Genomic DNA, 24,790 nt, shown 5'->3' on the forward strand with positions numbered 1-24,790 from the left:
GTCTGAAAAGACTGGGGTTCTTTTGTTTATAGATACCACGTGTTCGCCATGCGGGCTCGGTTCGTCGCCTTTCTTTGTTAATGTCCATTTCTATTATTTTGGGGCAGTTTTTTTAACGAGATTTTTTTAATTAAATTAGTATTTTAATAGTTTGAGAATTTTATTGACTTGTTTTCATGCTACTAGAATTGTAATGGTTATGTTACCGTTAAATTCATAGGTAAATTTTCCATAGTTAAGTTTTTTCGAAATCAAAAATGTACTTTTGTAAAATTAAAATTTTTATTATGAAAAAAATATTTTTGTTTTGTGTCTTTATTCTTATGTCAAATTTGCAAGCGCAGCAAAGACCCAAATTAGTAGTTGGTATCGTTGTGGATCAAATGAAAATGGAATATTTATATCGTTTTTCGGATGATTTTTCATCAAATGGATTTAAAAGATTAATGGATAAGGGGTACACTTTTCATAACATGCATTATAATTTTGTACCCACCTATACTGCCCCTGGTCATGCCAGTATTTTTACTGGAGCTACACCATCTACTCATGGCATTGTAGGGAATGATTGGTTTAATAAAGCGACAGGAAAGGATTTGTATTGCACTGACGATGCCTCTGTGAAAACAGTTGGGGATGGTTTAGAAAATGAGGGGGCTATGTCTCCAAAAAACCTTTTAAGCACCACCATCACTGATGAATTAAGAATGGCAACAAATTTTGAAGGCAAAGTAATCGGGTTGAGTATCAAAGATCGTGGTGCCATTTTACCAGCAGGTCACTTTGCCAATTGGGCTTTTTGGTACAGTAAAACAGGAGCCTTTATTTCAAGTACTTTTTATGGTTTAGCATTACCGGATTGGGTTACAGAATTCAATGAAGAAAAACGATATATGAATTATATCAATAGAGGCTGGGATTTATTTAAGCCGGTTGCTACTTATAATGAAAGTCTTGCAGATGATAATCCATATGAAGGAAAATTGGATAAAACTAAAAGACCTGTTTTTCCTTATGATTTGAAAGAAATTTATAAAGAAAAAGGGGCTGATATTTTACGTTCTACTCCTTTTGGCAATGATATTTTAGCTGACTTGGCGATGAAAGCTATAGAAAACGAATCCCTCGGAAAAGATGATATAACAGATTTTTTGACTGTTAGTTTCTCTTCTACTGATTATGTTGGTCACACTTTTGGGCCTCGTTCTATGGAGTTGCAAGATACTTATTTACGTTTAGATGAGACTATTGCTCAGTTTTTAACCTACTTAGATAAAACGGTTGGAAAAGATAATTATTTGCTTTTTTTGACTGCTGATCATGCAGGCGCCGAAAATCCAAATTATTTAAAAGATAATAAATACAATGTAAAAAACATACCTTCTAAAGATATTGTTGCAGCATTGAAAAAGTTTTCTAACGAAAGTTTCGGTGCTGATTTAGTTTTGGATTATTCTAATTTTAATCTGTTTTTTAATACAGAAATTATTAATAATAAAGGATTGGATATGAATGTTGTAAAACAAAGTTTTAAGACGTTTTTGATGACACAGGAGCAAGTTAAAAGAGTGTATACTGAGGAAGAAATTTTAGCTTCTTCCGGAGATGATTATTTTTTGAGTTTTATTTCTAAGGGATATGATCCGAGACAAAATGGTGAAATTGTGGTGTTAGATAAGGCGGGTTACATGCAGTATCAAGCTACCGGAACTACGCACGGAACACTTAATAGCTATGATACTCATGTACCGTTGCTTTTTTATGGTTGGAAAGTTCCTAAAGGGGAGTTGCATGCTAAAAAGTACATTACGCAAATTGCTCCTACACTTTCACAAATGCTAAAAATTCCTTTTCCAAATGGTACGGAGTCTGAAGTGTTAGACACACTTTTAGATGACGATAAATAAACCTAAGTCGAGTTTAATAATAAAACGCCCGTCTTTACGATAAAGACGGGCGTTTTTTATTTTACAGGATTTTCAGAGTCTTGTTTAGGCTAAAATTTATTTTGTGAATTGCCTTCAAAAGGATTTAGTACAGTTGCGCCAATTGCAAATAAAGAACCATTCTTGAAAAATTTCCGTCTATTCATTGTTTCTTTTTTTTGTAAGAATTCCAAATGTAAAGAAACTACTTCACGCAGTATGTTAAGGATTGATTATTTTTTTGGAATGAAACAGGTTTCAAATGGCTATGGGTTTAATAATAAAAAAATCCCATTTGCATGGACAAATGGGATTCCTATTTTAGACTGTCGCTGCTATGGGTAACGGAATCTGGTTTTTAAGTAAATCTTCAAAACTTTCGTGGGCACGGATTAAATGGCCTTCTCCATTTAGCCATAAAACCTCTGCAGGCTTGTATCTGGAGTTGTAATTTGATGCCATTGAGAAGCAGTAGGCTCCGGCGTTTCTAAAACATAAAATATCCCCTTCTTTGATTTCTGAAATCCTTCTGTTGTTTGCAAAAGTATCCGTTTCACAAATGTATCCTACTACGGAGTAAAAACGTTCTTTTCCTTTGGGGTTAGAGATGTTTTCGATATGATGTTGCGATCCGTACAACATTGGTCTGATAAGGTGATTAAAACCACTGTCTATTCCAGCAAAAACAGTCGAAGTGGTTTGTTTTACTACATTAACTTTAGCTAAAAAGAAGCCAGCCTCGCTAACTAAAAATTTGCCGGGCTCAAATATCAAGGTTAATTCTTTTCCATATTCAGTACAAAACGCATTGAATCTTTTGGATAGTTTTTTGCCTAATTCTTCGATGTCCGTTTCGATATCGTCTTTTTTATATGGCACTTTAAATCCACTTCCAAAGTCTAGGAATTCAAGATTTTTGAAGTTTTTAGCCGCATCAAATAATATTTCGGCAGCATATAAAAAGACTTCGATGTCTAAAATATCAGAACCAGTGTGCATGTGAATGCCTACTATATTCATTTTGGTGTTTTCTACAATACGAACAAGGTGTGGCAATTGATGAATCGAGATTCCAAATTTACTATCGATATGTCCTACAGAAATATTTGTATTTCCACCAGCCATTACGTGTGGATTGATTCGAATACAAACAGGTACGTTAGGATGTTTAGTCCCAAATTGTTCTAATATTGATAAATTATCAATATTTATTTGAACTCCCATCGCGTTAACTTCTTCAATTTCTTCGAGAGAAACTCCGTTTGGAGTATAAAATATTTTTTCGGGTGCATAACCGGCATGAAGGCCTAATAGCACTTCTTGAATAGAAACGGTATCTAGACCAGCTCCCATATCCTTTAATAATTGGAGTATTGCAACATTTGACAATGCTTTCATGGCATAATTGATGCGTAATGTATCTACTTTAGAAAAAGCTTTAGTTAATCTATTGTATTGAGATTGTATTTTTTCGGCATCATAAACGTATATTGGACTGCCAAATTGTTCTGCTAATTGTAGTAAGTCTTTTGATTGCATGGTTATTAATTTTCAGCAAATTTATTACTCTTTATTTAGTCCTACAAGCTAATAACTGAATTCTAACAAATTATAACAAAAAGTTATAATTTGAACATCTATTGTTGATTTAAAAAAAAATAACCCTTGACAAATTTTTCTGTCAAGGGTTACAAAATGGTAGCAAGAATTATAAGTTGGGTAAATCACCATTTCCTTTGGTAGGTAAATTGGTATACCCCATCAAGTATTTATCGACTTCTCTGGCTGCCTCACGACCTTCAGATATTGCCCATACAATTAAAGATTGTCCTCTTCGCATGTCACCTGCAGTAAATATATGAGGAACATTCGTTTGATAATTTGTTGCTTTATAATTGCTTCTCATATCAGTTTCTAATCCTAATTGATCACTTAATGTTTTTTCAGGACCCGTAAATCCGAGTGCCAATAAAGCTAAATCACATGGCCAAATTTTTTCTGAACCTTCTTTTTCTATCAATTCAGGTCTTTGTCCCGCTGTCATTTTCCAAGCCACTTCAACGGTTTTTAAACCTACAAGTTGGCCGCTTTCATTAGAAATGAATTCTTTGGTATTGATCAACCAGTTTCTATTACACCCTTCTTCATGAGAAGAGGACGTTTTTAATTGCAATGGCCAAAACGGCCAAGGGGTAGTTTCACTTCTTCCAACGGGTGGTTTAGGTAAAATCTCAAAATTAGTCACTGATTTAGCTCCATGTCTGTTTGATGTTCCCACACAATCAGAACCAGTATCTCCGCCACCTATAACGATCACATCCTTACCGGTAGCCATTATTTGACCTGGAATTACTTCACCATATAGTGATTTAGTTTGTTGTGTCAAGAAAGTCATTGCCTGCACCACTCCTTGACTTTCTATTCCTTTGGTAGGCAAACTTCTTCTTTCTGTGGCGCCACCGCATAATACGATTGAATCAAAAGCGTTCAATTCTTCAACACTATAGTTTACGCCAACATTTATATTCGTTTTAAAAGTGATTCCTTCAGCTTCTAAAACAGCAACACGTCTGTCGATAATTCCTTTTTCTAATTTGAAATTTGGAATTCCGTATCGTAGTAATCCACCAATGGCGTTGTCTCTTTCAAAAACGGTAACGGTGTGTCCTGCACGATTTAACTGTTGTGCTGCTGCTAATCCAGCAGGACCGGAGCCAATAACGGCGACTGTTTTTCCTGTTCTAACTTCTGGAGGTTGTGGTTTGATCCAACCTTCAGCAAAACCTCTTTCGATAATATTTTTTTCAATATTTTCAATTGCTACTGGCTCACTTATAATTCCTAACACACATGACTTTTCACATGGAGCGGGGCATAAACGACCCGTAAATTCAGGAAAATTATTGGTTGATTGTAATATTTTCAAGGCACCTTCCCATTCTTCCTGATGCACCATATCGTTAAAATCAGGAATTAAATTTCCCAACGGACAGGCGCTGTGGCAAAAAGGAATCCCACAATCCATGCACCTGGATCCTTGTTCTTTAATTTTATCTTTTTCTAACTGAATTGTAAACTCATTGTAATTTGATACACGCTCTTCAACTAGTACAGTGCTTTCATCTGTTCTATTATATTCTTTAAATCCTCCTATCTTTCCCATAACTATAGTGCTAGTAGTTCTTCAATTTTTTTTTCTTCGGCTAATCTTTCTAATGCCTTTTTGTAATCAGTAGGCATCACTTTGACAAAATGGTTGAGTTGGTTTTCCCAATCTTCTAAAATTCTTTTTGCAAGTGGACTATTGGTGTACAATGAATGATTTTTTATTAAACGTCTCAGTTTAGTAAAGTCATCATCTTCTAATGTTTCAAAAGCGACCATTTCCATATTACAAAGAGTAGCGTCGAATTTTTTATTTGGATCAAAAACATACGCAATGCCACCGCTCATTCCTGCTGCAAAATTTCTTCCTGTTTTGCCAAGGATCACCACTGTTCCGCCTGTCATATACTCACATCCATGATCTCCAATTCCTTCAACAACAGCTGTTGCTCCCGAGTTTCGAACACAAAAACGTTCTCCCGCCATACCGTTAATATAGGCTTCGCCACTAATAGCGCCATACAGTGCTACATTACCAATAATGATGTTTTCTTCTGGTTTAAAAGTAGCAGTAGGAGGAACTTTAATAATTAGTTTTGCACCAGAAAGTCCTTTTCCTAAATAATCATTACAGTTTCCATGTATTTTAAAGGACAAGCCATTAGTTGCAAAAGCACCAAAACTTTGACCTGCTGAACCTGTGAAATCTACCAATATGGTATCATCTGGTAATCCTTGTGCACCATATATTTTTGAAATTTCATTACTCAATATAGCGCCAACGGAACGATCTGTATTTTTAATATCAAATGTAACTCTCGTTTTCTCTTTCCTGTAAATGGATGGAATAGCGGCTTTTATGATGTCAAAGTCAAGCACGTGTTCTAGTGCGTGATCTTGTGTTGTAGTATTGTGGTTTGGAACCTCTTTTGCTTTTTCAGGTTTGTACAAAATAGCCGATAAATCTAATCCGCTGGCTTTATAATGCTTGATGGCTTTATTGACATTTAATTTTTGAGATTGACCCACCATTTCCTTTAAGGTTCTGTATCCAAGTTGCGCCATGATTTCTCTTAACTCCTCAGCAATAAAATACATAAAGTTAATAATATGTTCCGGTGTTCCTTTGAAATTTTTTCTCAGTTCTGGATCTTGTGTCGCAATACCTACGGGGCAGGTGTTCAAGTGACAGGCTCTCATCATAATACAACCGGATGCGACTAAAGGAGCAGTCGCAAATCCAAATTCTTCAGCTCCAAGTAAAGCTGCAATAGCTACATCACGTCCTGTTTTCAATTGTCCGTCACATTCTAATACGACACGGCTTCTTAAATCATTCAAGATTAAGGTCTGTTGTGCTTCGGCAAGGCCAAGTTCCCATGGAATACCGGTGTGTTGTAGTGAAGTTAATGGTGCAGCTCCAGTTCCTCCATCGTATCCTGAAATCAAAATCACATCGGCTTTTGCTTTGGCAACACCGGCAGCGATCGTTCCAACGCCCACTTCTGAAACTAATTTTACATTAATTCTGGCTTCACGATTGGCATTTTTTAGATCAAAAATTAATTGGGATAAATCTTCAATAGAATAAATATCGTGGTGTGGCGGCGGTGAAATTAATCCAACATAAGGCGTAGAATTTCGTACTTCGGCAATCCAAGGCACTACTTTTTCGCCGGGTAATTGACCACCCTCTCCGGGCTTTGCCCCTTGAGCCATTTTTATTTGAATCTCTTTGGCATTCGTCAAATAGTTGATAGACACTCCAAATCTTCCGGAGGCAACTTGCTTGATAGCACTATTTCTAGAATCTCCATTTAAGTCTTTTTGGAATCGTTTTGGATCTTCTCCACCTTCTCCAGAGTTGCTTTTTCCACCAATTCTATTCATAGCAATTGCTAGATTTTCATGGGCTTCCTGACTGATTGAACCATAGGACATGGCTCCAGTTTTGAATTTTTTTACAATTTCGGTCCAAGGTTCGACTTCATCAATTGAAATAGGATCCAGATTATTGAACTCAAACAAACCTCTAATTGTCATTAGATTTTCACTTTGGTCATTAACCATGTCAGAGTATTCCTTATAACTTTCAGGACTATTTAAACGTACCGCTTGTTGTAATTTAGAAATCGTTGTTGGATTAAACATGTGTTTTTCTCCTGATCTTCTCCATCTGTAAATTCCGCCAATTTCCAGAGGCAGTAAATTACTCACTTTCGAATTTGGAAAAGCTTTCTGGTATCTTTTTTTGATTTCTTTTTCGATTTCCATTAGACCAATTCCTTCAATTCTGGAAGGAGTGTAGGGAAAATATTTAGAAGTGAATGTTTTATTTAATCCCAAAATTTCAAATATCTGTGCTGCTCTGTACGAATGTAGCGTAGAGATACCAATTTTATTCATGATTTTCAGGATCCCTTTTGCAATCGCCTTATTGTAATTTTTAATGGCGTAATCTGCTTTAATACCAGTAATGAAACCTTCATTTACCTGGTTGTGAATAATTTCATTCACCATATAAGGATTGATTGCACTGGCACCATAACCAAATAATAAGGCAAAATGATGCGGCTCTCGTGGTTCTGCAGATTCAATGATGATTCCAAACTTAGAACGAGATTTCAGGATGTTCATCGAATGATGAATATAGGAACAAGCCAATAGCATTGGGATTGGAGCCATTTTTTCGCTTACTCCTCTATCCGAAATGATTACAATATTACACCCTTCAGAAACGGCTTTGAAAGTAGCTTGAACTGCTCTTTCTAAAGCGCGTTCTAAACCATTTACTCCTTTTTCGATGTCGTATAAAGTTGTAATTGTTACTGATTTGAAATCAGCATGATCAATATTTTTTACTTTATCTAAATCCTCATTTGAGATTACTGGATTTTGAATTTTTAGTTTCTTACAATGTTTTGGAACAATGTCAAATATGTTATAATCTCCCCCAATAGCCAGGCTAATATCAGTAATGATTTCTTCGCGAATACCATCTAATGGTGGATTGGTAACCTGAGCAAATAACTGTTTGAAATAGTTGTACAAAAGCTGTGGCTGATCTGACAAAACCGCTAAAGGAGTATCATTTCCCATAGAACTTAATGCCTCTGCCCCTTGGATTCCCATAGGATTTATGATGGTCTTTAAGTCTTCTAGTGTATATCCAAAGAGTCTTTGTCTGGTCTCAAAATCAATATTTTCTACAGGAATTTGATTATGAGTATACGGTATTTGAGATAATTGTACTAAATTTTCATCCAGCCATTGCTGATAAGGACGTTTTGTGACAATTGCATTTTTGATCTCGTCATCTTCTATAATCCGGCCTTCATTCATGTCCACGAGAAACATTTTTCCGGGTTCTAAACGACCATGTTGCACTACATCTTCGGGTTTAATATCAAGAACACCAATTTCTGAAGACATAATTACGAAACCACTTTTAGTCAATGTATAACGAGAAGGACGCAATCCATTTCTATCTAACAAAGCACCAATAACATTACCATCAGTAAAAGGAATAGAGGCTGGGCCATCCCAAGGTTCCATGATGCAAGCATTGTATTCGTAAAAAGCTTTTTTATCGGCGGACATCGTCTGGTGTTTTTCCCACGCTTCAGGGACAACCATCATCATAGCTTCCGGCAAGGAGCGGCCTGTCATCAATAACAGTTCAATTACCATATCCATTGAAGCAGAATCTGATTTTCCTTCTAAAATGATTGGAAATAATTTTTTGATATCGTCACCAAAAACATCACTTTTCATCAATTCCTCACGAGCACGCATGCGACTAATATTTCCACGTAGTGTATTGATCTCACCATTGTGGCACATGTAACGGAACGGTTGCGCTAATTCCCAAGATGGGAATGTGTTGGTAGAAAAACGTTGATGAACCAAAGCTAATCGGGTTACCAAATCGTCATCTAATAAATCCGTATAATACCTACTGATGTCTTCCGGCATCAATAATCCTTTATAGATGATTGTGGTGGTGGAACAACTGGAAAAATAGAACATGTGGCTTTCTGAAATCCTTGAATTTTGGATCGCATGTTCTGCAATTTTTCTCGCTGCAAATAATTTAGCATTAAATTGTTGTTCCGTTAGGTCTAAGCCTTTTTTACCCACAAACACTTGTTTCACGGTTGGTTCTTTCTCACCGGCAATTCGTCCTAAATTAGTGGCATCAACCGGTACGTCTCTCCATCCTAATATTTCTAAATTTTGATCGCGTATCGAAGTTTCGAAAGTCGTTTTACAAAAAACAACTTGGTTTTTACTTTTGGGCATAAAGACCATTCCTACGGCATATTGTTTTGTCTCGGGGATTTCAAAATCACAAACTTTCTTAAAAAAATCATGAGGGATATCAAATAATATTCCCGCTCCATCTCCCGTTCTGCCATCTGAACTCACCGCACCCCGATGTTCTAATTTGATTAGAATATCCAATGCTTTGTGTATAATATCATTTGATTTGATTCCATTTAGATTACAAATGAATCCTGCTCCGCAATTGTCGTGTTCAAATTCGGGCAAATAAAGGCCTTGTTCTTTAACTTTCATGCTTAATATTTTTTATACAAAATTAAAGATTTAGTAACATATAATAGGTGTAAAAGTTAAAAACGGCTTGTTTTTACAGTTATAGTAGAAAAAGGTTAAATAAAACATAATAATAGGATTTTAACGCATTCGATTTGATTTTTCTACAACGAGAAAACCAAATAGAAGCCGATGGATTGATAGTTTTGAAAGAAATATTTTACTGATCATTTTGCTTTTGAATTTATAACAAATTTGGAGTTAATCTTTATATTTTTTTATTTTGAAAGGAGTTGTAGTTTTGTTTGGACTATTGAAATTTAGACACCATTTAAATCAAAAAAAAAATAACAGTTACGTTTAATTTTGCTATTTTTGTGGCACTTTTATTCTGGAATAAATTCAGAATCCAGACAAATTCTATATTATGAACATACACGAATATCAAGGAAAAGAGATTTTAGCTAGTTACGGGGTTCGCATTCAACGCGGAATCGTTGCTAATAGTCCAGTAGAAGCGGTTGCTGCTGCTAAACAATTAACTACCGAAACTGGTACAAGTTGGTATGTTGTAAAAGCCCAAGTTCATGCAGGTGGACGCGGAAAAGGTGGTGGAGTTAAACTAGCAAAAAACTTACAACAAGTAGAAGAAATTGCAGAACAAATCATCGGGATGCAATTGATTACACCTCAAACTTCTGCGGAAGGTAAGAAAGTACATAAAGTTTTAATCGCTGAAGATGTTTATTATCCTGGTGAAAGTGAAACTTCTGAGTTTTATGTTTCTGTTTTATTGAATAGAGCTACAGGTCGTAACATGATTATGTATTCTACTGAAGGTGGAATGGATATTGAAGAAGTTGCGGAGCACACCCCACATTTAATTTTTACCGAAGAAGTGGATCCTTCTGTTGGACTGCAAGGTTTTCAAGCCAGAAGAATTGCTTTTAACTTAGGTCTTTCTGGAAATGCTTTCAAAGAAATGGTTAAATTCATCGATTCTTTGTACAATGCGTACATAGGTTCTGATGCGTCGATGTTTGAAATCAATCCGGTTTTGAAAACATCTGACAATAAAATTATGGCTGTAGATGCTAAAGTAAATATCGATGATAATGCTTTATACAGACAAAAGAAATATGCTGATATGCGTGACGTTCGTGAGGAAAACCCAATCGAAGTGGAAGCAAAAGAAGTAGGTTTGAACTATGTAGATCTTGACGGTACAGTAGGATGTATGGTGAACGGAGCTGGTTTAGCGATGGCAACTATGGATTTAATTAAATATGCTGGTTTTGAACCTGCTAATTTCCTTGACGTAGGTGGAACTGCTGATGCAAAACGTGTTGAAACTGCTTTCCGTATTATCTTAAAAGATCCAAATGTAAAAGCTATTTTGATTAATATTTTTGGTGGAATCGTTCGTTGTGACCGTGTGGCGCAAGGAGTTGTTGATGCATACAAAAATATGGGAGATGCCATTAAAGTGCCTATCATTGTTCGTTTACAAGGTACCAATGCAGCTATTGCAAAAGAATTAATTGATAATTCAGGAATGCCAATTTTATCTGCTGTTGAATTTCAAGAGGCTGCAGATCAAGTAAAAGCTGCACTTTCTTAATTAGAAAATTGTTATATATTGAAAAATCCTGTTTGCTGCGGCAAACAGGATTTTTTTTGGATTAATTTTTAATTATTTTGACCGAACAAATCATAATAATAATCGAAAGTGCAAAGTTTTCTGGCTTATAACAATTATCTTTGTTTTTAATGTTTTTTAGTATTATGAAACTCCACATAAAAAATAATTTCACTTCTGAATTGCCGGCTGACCCCATTGAAATCAATACACCAAGACAGGTTCAGCAATCGGCATATTCGTATGTGTTGCCCAAAAAACCATCCAACCCATCACTAATTCATGCTTCTAATGAAGTGGCTCATGCCATTGGCATTTCTGATGAAGACCTACTTTCAGCTGATTTTTTGGACATTTTTTCAGGAAGCACCGTTTATCCGGAAACAAATCCTTTTGCCTTGTGTTATGCCGGACATCAATTTGGGAATTGGGCCGGACAATTGGGAGATGGTCGCGCCATCAATCTCACCGAAGTTATTCATGAAAATAAGATATATACTTTACAACTAAAAGGAGCAGGTCCAACTCCATATTCCAGAACTGCAGATGGTTTTGCGGTATTGCGTTCTTCCATACGGGAACATTTATGCGCTGAAGCCATGCATTATTTAGGTGTTCCCACAACACGTTCGCTATCGCTTATGCTTTCTGGTGATCAGGTATTGCGCGATGTAATGTATAATGGAAATCCTGCCTATGAAAAAGGCGCTATCGTTTGCAGAGTGGCTCCGTCATTTACCCGTTTTGGTAGTTTCGAAATGTTTGCTTCTCGAGAAGATTATGTTAATCTCAAATTACTGGCTGATTTTACGATCAAACATCATTTTCCTCACATTCAAGGAGAAGGTATCGAAAAATATCTCGCCTTTTTTCAGGAAGTAACCCGAACTACACTTAAAATGATTGTACACTGGCAACGCGTTGGTTTCGTTCATGGCGTTATGAATACTGATAATATGTCTATTCACGGGATCACGATTGATTATGGGCCTTACGGTTGGTTGGAAGATTATAATTCCGGCTGGACACCTAATACAACGGACAGTCAACATAAAAGATACCGTTTTGGCAATCAACCTGAAATTGCACTCTGGAATTTGTATCAATTGGCGAATGCGTTGTATCCTTTAATTCATGAGGCCAAACCACTTGAAACTATTTTGGACGCTTTTAGTACGGAATACGAAAAGGAGTATTTGGATATGATGCGAAATAAACTCGGTTTCCAAATTAAAAAAGAATCCGATATTGTTTTGATTCAGAGTTTGACCCAATTGCTGGAACGGGTAGAAACAGATATGACGATTTTCTTTAGAAATCTGAGTGATGTTACTAAAGCTGATCTTGCAATTACCGCTTTCGATTCAATAAAAGACGCTTTTTACAATGAAAAGGATTTGGATGAAACGGTGTTGAAAGATTGGTACGATTGGTTGGAGAAATACAGCATTCGAATCAATGAAGAAATACTTTTGGATACAGAAAGAAAAAATCAAATGAATGCCGTGAACCCAAAATATGTATTGCGGAATTATATGGCACAATTGTGTATTGATGACGCGGATAAAGGAGATTATTCGTTGCTAAACGAATTATTCGAAATGCTTAAAAAGCCGTATGATGAACAACCAAATTTTCAAAAGTGGTTTGCCAAAAGACCCGATTGGGCCAGAGATAAAGTGGGGTGTTCTATGTTAAGCTGTAGTTCTTAAAAAGGGATTTGAAAAATATTAAATAGGTGTCCGTTCGTTGCATCAAGCTACATTTTATGAATAAAATTAATTACATTGGTATTCACAAAGCACAGTCATTTAATATTTTTTTTTAAAATCTATTTAACACCAATTATCTCTTGACCTCTTATTAAAATATTATTTTTATTATCTAAATTTTCTTTGGTTTTTCCCAAAATGTTTATAATGTCAAATTTGGTGTCACTTTTTCTTAGATTGTAATGTGCTTCTGTATTGGTGACTTCAACTTCTAAAATATAGTTTCGGTCTAATTTGAAAGTATCAGTATTGTCTTTTATTAGTGTTCCGTTTACCATATAAATGACATCATTACTTTTGATTTTTGTGAATTCAGATTTAATTTGGTCTAAACCTATAAAATCATATTTCTTGGGGTTTTTAGAAGCAATATAAAGTTGGCCATGATACAAAACAGCATTTATTGTAGTGTCTTTTTTGATTACATTCACAGATTCAATTTCATTTGGGTCAAAATATTCCATCATATTTACAGGCATTAAAATTGAATCAAAAAACATAGCTGCATCTGAATTTTTAGTGTTTTGTCCAAAAAATAATGTTGTAATAAATAATATAGAAAAGGTTAGGAGCTGTTTCATTTTGATGACGTAAATTCATTAAGATGAACTAAATATACAAAAAATCCTGAATTCTCGTTCAGGATTTTATAATTTAATATAGTAGAGGATATAAATCTTTACTACTTATGATTTTTTATTTTTTCCGAAATTAAATTTCACTTTCTCCACTATTTGGACTTTTGAATTTCCTTTTGGATACTGTTTTTTAGAAGTATTTTTTGTAGCAGGTCTTGATTTTGATGGTGCTTCGTCGCCTCTTGATTTTTCTTCGTCTCTTGGTTTTGCCTTAAACTCGGGTCTATCTTTAGCTCCTTCTTTTGCAGGAATTTGAGCTTTGTGCTTGGCTAAAACATCATTTGGGTTTTTTGGATTTTCTTTGGTTCCACGCAAGTGAATAACCAATGCATTTAGAAAATTACGCAACACCTGATCACCACATTCTATGTAATTTTCATGTTTTTCATCGCGAAAAAATGCACCCAATTCGGATTTAGTGATTCTAAAATCTACCAATTCCAATATTTCAACTATTTGATCGTCACGCAGCATTAAAGCGACGCGAAGTTTTTTAAAGATATCGTTGTTTGTCATCATATTCTAATTTTTTACAAAGGTACGGTTTAAAAGCAATTGCAACACAATTTTAGATTTAGAATTGGTTGCAATTCAAAATCTGAATTAGAGTATCTAAATCTTCTTTCCTATGATTGGCAGTAATTACAATTCTATTTAAATTCTGAGTATCTGTCAAGTATTTAAAATTGGTCACTATGATCTTATTTGCAGTCAAAATTTCAGTAAGTCCAATGATTTTCGGATAAATAAGCGGATACTTGGGGTCAAAATGAATGGTTTTGTTTTTAATTAAATGAGCATCTATATACTGAATGTTTTCTTTTAGTTTTTGATGCTGTTGCAAATAAATTGCTGCTGCATCTGTCATAGTTTGTACAAATGCGGCATTCATTCCGGCACTGGAAATATAAGTATCGTAAGTTTTTATCTGATTAATAAATTCAGAATCACTGGCAATTACGCCACCCGTTAATCCAAAGGCTTTCCCTAAAGAGGCCACCATGATTTTTCTTTTGATGTTAGGAAGATTGATGGTCGAATAAATTCCGCAACCATTTGTTCCCAAAATTCCAAGCGAATGCGATTCGTCAATAACCAAAGTGATTTCTTTATTGGACGGAATCGAATTTAAAATCGAAAGATCGATTGGTCTTATCTGAAAGGATGGAACAGAATCCGTTAGAATCGTAATTTTTTCAGTTGCGGTATCCAGCAAACGAGGATTTAATTCATTTTCAATAAAAACCGGTAAGCTGTTAGGAGCTTTGATGGCGCTGTGTGTGCCTGGAAAATGAAAAAAACAATCGGTTTGCGACTCGAGTATTTCAACAACTATTTTCCCTGCCAGCATACCGGATGAAAGCGTAAGTGCAGCATCTGCTTTGATAAAATGGGCTATAAAGCGTTCTCCGTTTTCGTAGGCAGTCAGTTGAATATTGGCACTTCTAGAACTTCCGTACGCCGTTCCCCATTGCAAAATATTTTTGATAATTAAGTTTTGAAATTCGGAATGTGTAGGCAAACCCAAATAAGCTGTTCCGCCAAAATAAAGATATTCTTCATTTTCTACTTCAATTATTCGATCTGGAAATTGATTGACTTTCATTTAAAACTACATTAAAGTTACACCGGTTCCGTTCAAGTCAGAATAGCTTATTTTGCCGAAATCAATGGTAATACCTGTGGCAATATCCTCGGATAATAATAGTGCGCCATCCATATCTACATAATCCAGTTGCGGTAATAAATGCGCAATTGCGGATATTCCAACTGTTGATTCGGTCATGCAGCCCACCATGGTTTTTAACCCTAATTTCTTGGCTTCCTGAATCATTCGTCTTCCGGGAGTTAGTCCGCCACATTTTACTAATTTGACATTTATCCCATGAAAATGATTGTGACATTTGGCTACATCTTCTTCTATAATACAACTTTCGTCGGCTATAATTGGTAAAACAGAATGTTTGAAAACTTCCTTGTGTCCTTCCCAATTGCCTGCCTTCATGGGTTGTTCCAAAAACTCGACACCTAATTTTTTTAGTTCAACGGCATTGTTTATGGTTTCTGCTACACCCCAGCCGCAGTTGGCATCAATTCTAAAAACAGCATCAGTATGTTTCCTAAGTTCAGTAACAATGGCAATATCTTCCTTTGTACCTAATTTTATTTTATAAATTGGCCAAGGTAATTCTTTCATTTTAGCCACCATTTTTTCTATCGATGCGATTCCTATTGTGTAATCCGTCAATGGATTTTTATCGGTAGTGTAATTCCACAATTGGTACAGTTTTTTTTCTTTTTTACGAGCATACAAATCCGTAAAGGCCATATCCAAAGCGCATAAGGCAAACATATTGTCTTTTAAATACGGATGAATCGCAGCCCAAAATTCTTCAGGGGTTTCATTTGTTGTAGTTTCAATTACAGATCGAATTTTTTCCAAGTCCTGCATCATCACCGGAACAGTTGTCTTGTAGTACGGATTAGAAGTTGCCTCGCCAAAACCTGAATAACCATCACTTTGTAATTCCACAATCAAAGAAGGCTGAAAGTCTATAGATTCTCTCGAAATCGTGAATGTATGTTTCAGTTTAAGGTTGTATGCTCTTAAGATTAGTTCCATAAGGAATGTGATTTTAATGTTTGTTGTGTTTACTTGCAGCAGAATAATTTAGTAACCAAGCCATAAAACAGCTTTTACAAAACCATCACGCCATAATTTTTCATTGTGTTGTCCGCCTTTTACAATTTTCTTTTCATTCAAATTAAGGCAGGAACATCTATTGGAATTCAGTAAATATTCCATTTTATTCAAATCGGTCACCATATCTTCACTTTCATTGTCTCCACATAGAAAATAGATTTTAGACTTTATTTTTTTAGACTTTTCAGTCAGATCATAAATATCTTTGGTAAACCAAAAGGAAGGGGAAAATACTCCCGCTTTTCCAAATATCTCTGGGTATTTTAAAACAGCGTAATACGAAGTAAGACCGCCAAGGGAACTTCCCATGATGATAGTGTTTTTCTTGCCGGTTTTGGTTCTGAACGTTTTATCGATGTGCGGTTTTAAGGTTTTTACGATAAATTCTAAATAACGGTCTGCTTTTCCTCCTCCATATTTCTCGTTTTTAAAAGGCGTCAGTTCATCAATGCGTTTTTCATTTCCATGTTCAACTCCTATAACAATAACGGGTGCTTTTAGGCTATCCAATTTTTCGTCTATATTCCATTCACCTGAATAAGAAGTTGTAGCGTCAAATAAATTTTGAGCATCATGCATGTAAATTACGGATAATTTTCTTTTGGATGTGGCATAATTTTGGGGTAAATACACCCAAATTTTCTTTGTCGATTGAAGCTGTGGAGCCTCGATAGTAAAAGTGGAAACTTGTTTTGATGCCGTACGCTGCTTCGAAGTTCTAACTGAAGGTCTTGGCTCTTGAGCGTTGATTTCTGGTATCAAAAAAAGGATAAACAGCAATAATAGGTATCGTTGAATCATTAGTTCGTTTTGTAATTCAATTTAAAAACAATATTTTAGCTAAAAATAATAATTTGATGGATACATTCGAAGAAAAGAGAAGTTTACTTTTGGAGATGATTGCTTTTTCTACAGTTGATGGTCATTTACACAAGAAAGAATATGATTTTTTGTTTATTATAGCCAATGAATTGAATATAGAAAAAGGAGGTTTCAATGATTTGTTTCATTTAGAATTGCCCCAGTTGCCCATTAAATCCGAATTTCAGCGGATACAGCAATTTTATAGATTGGCTTTACTGATGCATAGCGACGGAATTTTGCACAAGAAAGAAGCTGTTAACATCCAACAAATAGCAATTGAAATGGGACTTAATCCTGCTGCAACAAAACGAATTCTGAAGCTGATGGATGAAGCGCCAAACGCAATTATTAATTCTGAAGTCTTATTGACTGTTTTTCAAGAGCAACATAATTAAGTTAATTGTTGCTGCAATCTCTTGATGCCATCCCGTAATTTTGCCGCCTGCATAAAGTCCAGATCTTTTGCGGATTTTTCCATCGATTTCCGTTTTTCCCGGATAAGTTTCTCGATTTCCGTTTTTGATAGATATGCAGTTTCCGGTTCTGCTGCGGCATTCAAAGTGAGACCCAATTCATAGTCTACCAAAGGATTTTTGGTAAATGCACTTTCTATTTTTTTGTTTAATGCCTGTGGTGTCTGATTGTTTTCAGTGTTATAATTGATTTGTTTGGTTCTGCGATAATTTGTTTCATCAATGGTTTTTTGCATGCTGGCGGTTATTTTATCCGCATACATAATTGCTTTACCGTTCAGGTTTCTTGCTGCGCGACCAATTGTTTGCGTAAGTGAGCGGTGGCTTCGTAAAAAACCTTCTTTGTCTGCATCTAAAATGGCCACCAAAGAAACTTCCGGTAAATCCAGACCTTCACGAAGTAAATTGACACCAATTAATACATCAAAAATTCCTTTTCGTAAATCTTGCATGATTTCTATTCGTTCCAAAGTGTCGACTTCAGAATGAATATAGCGACAGCGAATATTGACTTTCGTTAAATATTTTGCGAGTTCTTCTGCCATTCTTTTGGTTAAAGTTGTCACTAAAACGCGTTCGTCAATTTCTGCCCGAACCTGAATTTCTTCGATTAAATCATCAATCTGGTTTAAACTTGGTCGGATTTCGATAATGGGATCCAATAATCCTGTCGGACGAATTACCTGTTCCACAACGACACCTTCCGTTTTTTGCAATTCATAATCAGCAGGTGTTGCTGAAACATAAATTACCTGATTTTGCATGGCTTCAAATTCTTCAAACTTCAAAGGACGATTGTCCATTGCTGCAGGAAGTCGGAAACCATATTCCACTAAGTTCTCTTTTCGGCTTCTATCCCCGCCATACATCGCACTGACTTGTGAAAGTGTTACGTGACTTTCATCAACAACCATTAAGAAGTCACTTGGAAAATAATCCAGCAGGCAAAAAGGTCTTGTTCCAGGTAAACGACCATCCAGATAACGAGAATAATTTTCAATTCCGGAGCAATAACCCAGTTCCCGAATCATTTCCAAATCAAAATTGGTACGTTCTTCCAGTCGTTTAGCTTCCAGATGTTTTCCAATTTCCTTAAAATAATCGACTTGTTTTACTAAATCCTGTTGGATTTCCCAAATCGCACCTTGTAAAACATCCGGTGAAGTCACGAACATATTGGCCGGATAAATCGTCAGTTTATCAAATTTTTCAAGTACTTGAGAGTTCTTGGTGTCAAAACTTTCGATTTCCTCGATTTCATCACCAAAGAAATGGATTCGGTAGGCTTCGTCAGCATAACTAGGATACACATCAACGGTGTCTCCTTTTATTCTAAAACTTCCAGGATTAAAATCGGCTTCCGTTCTGGAATATAAACTTTGCACCAGTTGATGTAATAATTTGGTGCGGGAAATAATTTGTCCTTTCTCAATTGGTATCAAGTTTTTCTGAAATTCGACAGGATTTCCAATACCGTACAAACACGAAACGGAGGCCACAACTAAAATGTCTCTTCGTCCAGAAAGCAAGGATGCAGTGGTTGACATTCGCATTTTTTCCAGTTCTTCATTGATGGATAAATCCTTTTCGATGAAAACGCCGGTTACAGGCATAAAAGCTTCGGGTTGGTAATAATCGTAATAGGAAACGAAATATTCCACGGCATTGTTGGGGAAAAACTGCTTGAATTCGGAGTATAATTGTGCCGCCAACGTTTTGTTATGTGCCAAAACTAATGTTGGTCTTTGTACTTCCTGAATCACATTGGCCACCGTAAATGTTTTTCCAGAACCAGTAACTCCTAAAAGAGTTTGGAACTGCTCTCCATCAACTATTCCTTGTGTTAATTTGGCGATGGCTTGTGGTTGGTCGCCCTTTGGCTGATAATCAGATACTACTTGGAAATTCATTTAAAACTAGGGACAAAGGTTAAGAGATACAAAGGTACAAGGTTTGGATTCTTTTTTTTCTAAACTTTTTGCCAAAAAAAAACCATCCCGATGTGACAGGATGGTTTTATTAGAAAAATATAAATTATTAGAAACTGAAGCTTAATCTAGCGAAAAGAAATCTTCCGTTTTGACCAAATTGAGAGGTGTTTCTTGAATATGCAAATTGATTTGCATTAGATAAGTCAATTGTGGATGGTACAGCGGTGTAATCAATTGCTCCACCTACTAATCTAGGTCGGATTGCAGTTTGTGTACCAAGATTTACATCTGGATAAATATCAAAAATGTTATTAGCTCCAATTACAATTTTTGCAGCTCCAGTAATTTTAAAACCAACAGATAAATCAGTGATTATTTTTGCGCCCCAGATTGGATGCTCAATTTCGACTGCTAGACCATTTATTATTGCTCCTTCAACTCTTCCGTCTCTATTTACATCAGCCGTATTTGGATCAGTAACCTGGCCGAAGTAAACATTTCTCAAAAAGAAATCGAATTTTTTATAAGTAAATGAGTTGGTTAAATTTCCTTTAACTCTTGGAATGGCTTCTTCTAGATAGACTCTGCTCATTTCAGAAAAATAGCGGTTGATTTGACCATTAGCAACTAAAGTAGGTGAACCTTTAATCGCGCCCACTTGTCTTGTTTGAGAAAAAGTAGTAGCTAAATCAGATTTGATTACTATGGCTCCTAAATTTAGCTTATGTGTTATAATGATATCAATTCCTTTAGACTCTGTACTAATAGCATTGGCAAAAAAGGTTGCCGCATTTGCTCCAGCGAGATCAAATTGTTGTTGAAGTTCTCTCTGTGGCGTTCCGTCAGCAAACGTTCCCGATGGACGAGAAAATTGATCCGTCAAAGTTACTCTGTCATCTATTCTTACAATATAAGCATCGGCAGTCAAAGTAATGTTTCCTTCTGGAATTTTAGCGGTAAAACCAATACTGGCACTTTTAGATTCTTCTTGTTTCAATTGTGGGATTCCAAGGGCTTGTGCTGCCGGGGAATCATTACTAAATGTGCTTACTTCAAATGGTACACCACCAACAAATTGAGTCGCTGTAGCATTAAAATTGATTTGATGTAAAGAAGGAGCGCGAAAACCTGTGGAAACGGCACCACGCAAATTAATGTTGTCTGTTAGTTTATAACGACTGGCAACTTTAAAATTAGTAGTGTTTCCGAAATCAGAATAGTTTTCAAAACGAACGGCTCCGTTCAATAACCATTTTTCTGTAACATCATATTCAAGATCTCCATAAATAGCGGTACTGTTACGACCTTTGTCAATAGCATTTGTTGGCCTGAAACCCGGAAATACTTGGGAGCCATTCCCTCTAATAGATCCAAAGAAATCAGTTACGATCAGATTAGCGGGGGTTACTCCTGGTAAAGCGACATCACCATTTATATCATATAAATTATATGATTCTGGTTGTCCTGCACTAATACTATAGTTTTCATTTCGGTATTCAGCTCCAAAAGCAACGTTCAAATCACCAAATTTTCGGTTCATGTCGAAATTGGTTGTGTTTTGGCTAAAGGCTAATCCACCAGCGTCAAATTCAGTAGGAGAGTTTTCTCTCATGGAAGAATTGACGGTATTTTCAACGCCATAATCAAATGCATTTCTTCCAAAAGTATTGCTTAAGTCAAAATTCCAATTTTCGAAAATTATACCTCTAAGACCCGCTGCTGCTGAGATATCGTTGATTGTAGAATGTATTTCTGGTAAAAAACCATTTGGATACAATCCGGTATACGATCTAGATTGATTTGGTCTTCTGTAAAAACCGGCGGCTTCACCAGTTCTGTTGCTGTTTCCTCCAAAAGCATACAATTCTAATTTATCAGTTAAAGGATAGGCAGCATTTACAAAGAATTGTGAGCTTTGAAGTGATGATTGACCTACTCGCATATTAAAATCGTTTCGTACTAAGCCTCTAGCACCAAGTTCCTCCGAAGTTACGTCAACTCCTAATAAAGTTCTCATCCCGGATAAATTTCCATTCGATGCGGCAGTTTGAATAGCAGTTTTTGTTGTTGCATCAAAATAACTTACTTGTTGCGCATACGTATTAATTGTGTTCAGCAAACCGTTATAAAAACCAGGGGTAGTGTTTAACGTATTCGCATACAAACTATTAATGTTAATACCTGCTATTCTAGCTCTTTCTTCAACAGCATTGTATCGGTTAAATAAATTTCCTTTAACTTCTTTAGCACGACTTGTTTGACCTCGCAATTGAGCACTTGCCGTAATATTAATGAAACTTTTTTCCTTTCCTAAATTTGTTCCGTAGTTCAAGTCAATTTGAATGTTGTTTCCATCATTTCCACCGGTATGGTCGTTAGCATTTTTAGAAAAATGACTTCCTCCAAAAAGGTTTATTTCTAATTTTTTAGTATCTTTTTTCATGTTGATGTTGATTACACCAGCAATAGCATCTGAGCCATATTGAGCTGAAGCTCCATCTCTTAATACCTCAATTTTTTCGATAGCAAAAGCGGGAATGGAATTCAAGTCGGTACCTACAGCTCCTCTACCAGGGGATCCATTAATATTTACCAAAGAAGAAGTGTGTCTTCTTTTTCCGTTTATTAAAACCAATACTTGGTCTGGTCCTAAACCTCTTAATTGTGCAGGGTCAATGTGATCCGTTCCATCAGCTACAGTGGTTGTATTTGAGGTAAATGATGGTGCAACCATATTTAAAATCTGATTCAAATTCGTTTGAGCACCTTGTGAAGCGATCTCTTTCATAGAAATAACATCAATAGGCACTGCAGATTCCGTTACGGTTCTTGTAGGATTACGGGAGCCCATTATAACTATATTTTGTAATGTTTCGCCACTTCCCGTTAAAGTAATGTTTAGTGTACTTCCTGTGATTTTAACTGATTTTGTTTCTAAACCTACATAGGAGAATTGTAAAATATCTCCAATTTTTGCAGTAATGGTGTATTTACCATCTATATCTGAAGTAGTGCCCTTTGCAATTCCTTTGATCATAATGGTTGTTCCAGGTAAGGTGGCGTTGGAGTCGTCAGTAACAACACCGGAGACTCTAATTTCTTGGGCAGTTATTACTGCTGAAAAAATTAAAGTTAGAATAAAGAAAAGTTTTTTCATTTTTGGTAATTTAATGTTAGAACCGTAAAAATACTACTTAAATGGCGTTAATTAGAATAAAAACAATCAAGATATTTGTTAAATGGCAAATAATTATTATTTACATTTTTTTTTATGAAAAAACTAGTTTGAGTTCTTCTTATTGAACATGTACTATTTTTATTGATAAAGATCTTTCATTTCTAACCAGAATGAGGAGTAATTAGGCTGATTTTTTAAAATTTCCAAGCTTTTTGTTGTGCTTCACTGAGGAAAGTCCAAGCAATAATTCGGCTAGTTTTTTGGCCTTGAGCCATATCGATGGTTTTAATTTCGACCACACTTACTTTGTTTAATGTTTTGTAAAGACTGGAAAGATTCTCTTTTTTAGATACCAAAGTTGTAAACCACAAGCACTGCATCGGATATTTTGCACTTTCGTAAATCATCTGGGTTACAAAACCTAATTCACCGCCTTCACACCACAATTCTGCATTGTGACCACCAAAATTTAAAACAGGTTTAGCGTCACTTCGTTCGGCTGTACCTCGGGTTGTAGTTTTAGCATTTTCTAAATTGTTGATTTTTCGAATCGTGCTTTTCGTGGCTTCATCTTGCGAGGCATGAAAAGGTGGGTTACAAATGGTAAACGTAAATTTGTCTTCGGGAGTGATTATATTTTTAAAAATAAAGCGCGATTCGGTTTGTTGTTGTAAGCTGATAGCGTCAATCAATTTTGGATTTTCTTCAATAATGGCACTGCAATTTTCAATTGCTTTTAAATCGGTATCTGTACCTACAAAACTCCATCCGTACGCTGAATTACCAATTATAGGATAAATGCAATTCGCACCTACGCCTATATCTAAGCCTTGAACGGTTTCTCCTTCAGGAATGATTCCGTTGTTGCTTGAAGCTAATAAATCTGCTATATAATGGATGTAATCCGCTCTTCCGGGAATGGGCGGACAAAGATAATTTTTAGGAATATCCCAGTTTTGAATGTCGTAATGGGACAACAATAATGCTTTGTTAAGCGACTTTACCGCATCGGGATTACTAAAATCAATTGTTTCTTCCAAAGCGTCTGGATTGTGCTTATTGGCGGAAACAAAAGGCTTTAATTCTGGGGATTTTTGAATTAGTTCCTCAAAATCATATCCAAATCTATCCAGATTTCTGGGATGTAAATTAGTCTTTTCGGTAATCGTTTTCGCTTTCATTTTTTTTATTTCGATGCAAATATAGGCATAACTATTTTGTAAAAGTACAAAGACGACTTTGACTCATTAAACAGATGAAAAAATGAACCACATAGAAACATAGAATTTAATTTAATTTTTGATTTAAATCTGTTCCGAACAGTCAAAATTTAGGTGACATAGAAAAAAAGCCAATGCTTTTTTTTCTATTGTGAACTCTTATCACTGTCAAAATTTATTTTTACAGGAATAAACACTATGTTTCTATGTGGTTTAAACTTCAATTTGTTTTAATGCGTTTGATCTGACTATGACCCATTAAACAGATCGAAAATAAATCATAAAATTAGAATATTGCCGTTTTTTAGAACCATAAAAACGGTTACTTTTATAAAAAACACAAATAGTATGACTTTTATACCCGCTACTTTTCATTTCAAAAAGAGATACATAGTTTACAGTTTAATTTTTTTGTATATCGTAATGTGTCAGTCTTGTATGACGATGCGATTTTCGAATAAAGAGACATCAAAATTTTTTGCTCCATCAAAAATAGAATTTCAGGATAAAACAATTGCTTTTGAAGGCTATAAAATACATTATGTAGAAACGGGTAATGCGCAAAATCCGACATTGTTTTTTGTACACGGCTCGCCTGGCAGTTGGAATGCTTTTAAAGAATATTTTCAGGATGCTTTATTGCTTAAAAAATACCGAATGATTGCGATTGACCTATCGGGTTTTGGATTCAGTGATTTTGGCGAGGCACAAAATTTAAGGGTACAATCTCAAAGAATATCGGAGTTTATCAAAAAAATACATGTGATGTAACGATTATTCATGG

At 35.6% G+C, this 24,790-nt stretch carries 16 protein-coding genes; 5 read left to right on the forward strand and 11 right to left on the reverse strand.

What is annotated here, in order from left to right; genetic code table 11:
* The first annotated feature begins 287 nt into the window (after positions 1-287).
* Positions 288-1,907, forward strand: a complete 1,620-nt coding sequence (gene pafA, locus EKM01_RS11310) for an alkaline phosphatase PafA (RefSeq protein ID WP_126768391.1) — start codon at positions 288-290, stop codon at positions 1,905-1,907.
* A gap of 339 nt (positions 1,908-2,246) precedes the next feature.
* Here pafA and lysA read toward each other — a convergent pair whose 3' ends face one another.
* The 3 genes from lysA to gltB all read right to left on the reverse strand — a co-directional run bounded on the left by lysA (position 2,247) and on the right by gltB (position 9,608).
* Complete coding sequence (gene lysA / locus EKM01_RS11315) at positions 2,247-3,464, reverse strand: diaminopimelate decarboxylase (protein ID WP_126768394.1); 1,218 nt, start codon at positions 3,462-3,464, stop codon at positions 2,247-2,249.
* A 169-nt stretch (positions 3,465-3,633) separates the two neighbouring features.
* Positions 3,634-5,088 carry a glutamate synthase subunit beta gene (locus EKM01_RS11320; protein ID WP_126768396.1) on the reverse strand — a complete coding sequence of 485 codons (1,455 nt, stop codon included), beginning with the start codon at positions 5,086-5,088 and terminating at the stop codon, positions 3,634-3,636.
* A 2-nt stretch (positions 5,089-5,090) separates the two neighbouring features.
* Positions 5,091-9,608: a glutamate synthase large subunit gene (gltB, locus tag EKM01_RS11325; protein ID WP_126768399.1), complete on the reverse strand. Its 4,518-nt coding sequence runs from the start codon at positions 9,606-9,608 to the stop codon at positions 5,091-5,093.
* 406 nt (positions 9,609-10,014) lie between these two features.
* On the opposite strand from gltB, the gene sucC reads away from it, so the two are divergent.
* The gene (gene sucC / locus EKM01_RS11330) at positions 10,015-11,208 is read left to right on the forward strand and encodes an ADP-forming succinate--CoA ligase subunit beta (protein ID WP_126460171.1); all 1,194 of its coding nucleotides are present in this window, start codon (positions 10,015-10,017) and stop codon (positions 11,206-11,208) included.
* A 161-nt stretch (positions 11,209-11,369) separates the two neighbouring features.
* Positions 11,370-12,938: a YdiU family protein gene (locus EKM01_RS11335; RefSeq protein WP_199749427.1), complete on the forward strand. Its 1,569-nt coding sequence runs from the start codon at positions 11,370-11,372 to the stop codon at positions 12,936-12,938.
* A 119-nt stretch (positions 12,939-13,057) separates the two neighbouring features.
* On the opposite strand, the gene EKM01_RS11340 is transcribed toward EKM01_RS11335, so the two are convergent.
* The 5 genes from EKM01_RS11340 to EKM01_RS11360 all read right to left on the reverse strand — a co-directional run bounded on the left by EKM01_RS11340 (position 13,058) and on the right by EKM01_RS11360 (position 17,141).
* On the reverse strand, positions 13,058-13,579 hold the full coding sequence (locus EKM01_RS11340) for a hypothetical protein (RefSeq protein ID WP_126740503.1): 522 nt from the start codon (positions 13,577-13,579) through the stop codon (positions 13,058-13,060).
* A 105-nt stretch (positions 13,580-13,684) separates the two neighbouring features.
* Positions 13,685-14,152, reverse strand: a complete 468-nt coding sequence (locus tag EKM01_RS11345; RefSeq protein WP_126454659.1) for a DUF1456 family protein — start codon at positions 14,150-14,152, stop codon at positions 13,685-13,687.
* A 58-nt stretch (positions 14,153-14,210) separates the two neighbouring features.
* Positions 14,211-15,242, reverse strand: a complete 1,032-nt coding sequence (locus EKM01_RS11350) for an aminotransferase class I/II-fold pyridoxal phosphate-dependent enzyme (RefSeq protein ID WP_126768401.1) — start codon at positions 15,240-15,242, stop codon at positions 14,211-14,213.
* A gap of 6 nt (positions 15,243-15,248) precedes the next feature.
* Positions 15,249-16,259: a dipeptide epimerase gene (locus EKM01_RS11355; protein ID WP_126768404.1), complete on the reverse strand. Its 1,011-nt coding sequence runs from the start codon at positions 16,257-16,259 to the stop codon at positions 15,249-15,251.
* A gap of 48 nt (positions 16,260-16,307) precedes the next feature.
* Complete coding sequence (locus EKM01_RS11360; RefSeq protein ID WP_126768407.1) at positions 16,308-17,141, reverse strand: alpha/beta hydrolase; 834 nt, start codon at positions 17,139-17,141, stop codon at positions 16,308-16,310.
* 56 nt (positions 17,142-17,197) lie between these two features.
* On the opposite strand from EKM01_RS11360, the gene EKM01_RS11365 reads away from it, so the two are divergent.
* Positions 17,198-17,599 (forward strand): excinuclease ABC subunit B, encoded by a 402-nt coding sequence (locus EKM01_RS11365; protein WP_126561956.1) that lies wholly within the window; start codon positions 17,198-17,200, stop codon positions 17,597-17,599.
* Here EKM01_RS11365 and uvrB read toward each other — a convergent pair.
* From uvrB to rlmF, 3 genes are all read right to left on the reverse strand, one after another.
* Entirely contained in the window at positions 17,596-19,587 is a 1,992-nt protein-coding gene (gene uvrB, locus EKM01_RS11370; protein WP_126768410.1) for an excinuclease ABC subunit UvrB, read from the reverse strand. The genes EKM01_RS11365 and uvrB overlap by 4 nt on opposite strands.
* 127 nt (positions 19,588-19,714) lie before the next feature.
* Positions 19,715-22,765 carry a TonB-dependent receptor domain-containing protein gene (locus EKM01_RS11375; protein WP_126768413.1) on the reverse strand — a complete coding sequence of 1,017 codons (3,051 nt, stop codon included), beginning with the start codon at positions 22,763-22,765 and terminating at the stop codon, positions 19,715-19,717.
* A 215-nt stretch (positions 22,766-22,980) separates the two neighbouring features.
* Positions 22,981-23,967: a 23S rRNA (adenine(1618)-N(6))-methyltransferase RlmF gene (rlmF, locus tag EKM01_RS11380; protein ID WP_126460196.1), complete on the reverse strand. Its 987-nt coding sequence runs from the start codon at positions 23,965-23,967 to the stop codon at positions 22,981-22,983.
* 387 nt (positions 23,968-24,354) lie between these two features.
* On the opposite strand from rlmF, the gene EKM01_RS11385 reads away from it, so the two are divergent.
* Positions 24,355-24,777: an alpha/beta fold hydrolase gene (locus EKM01_RS11385; RefSeq protein ID WP_126768416.1), complete on the forward strand. Its 423-nt coding sequence runs from the start codon at positions 24,355-24,357 to the stop codon at positions 24,775-24,777.
* The last annotated feature ends 13 nt before the right edge of the window (positions 24,778-24,790 follow it).

Source organism: Flavobacterium sp. RSP46 (assembly GCF_003984825.1).
Classification (GTDB): domain Bacteria; phylum Bacteroidota; class Bacteroidia; order Flavobacteriales; family Flavobacteriaceae; genus Flavobacterium.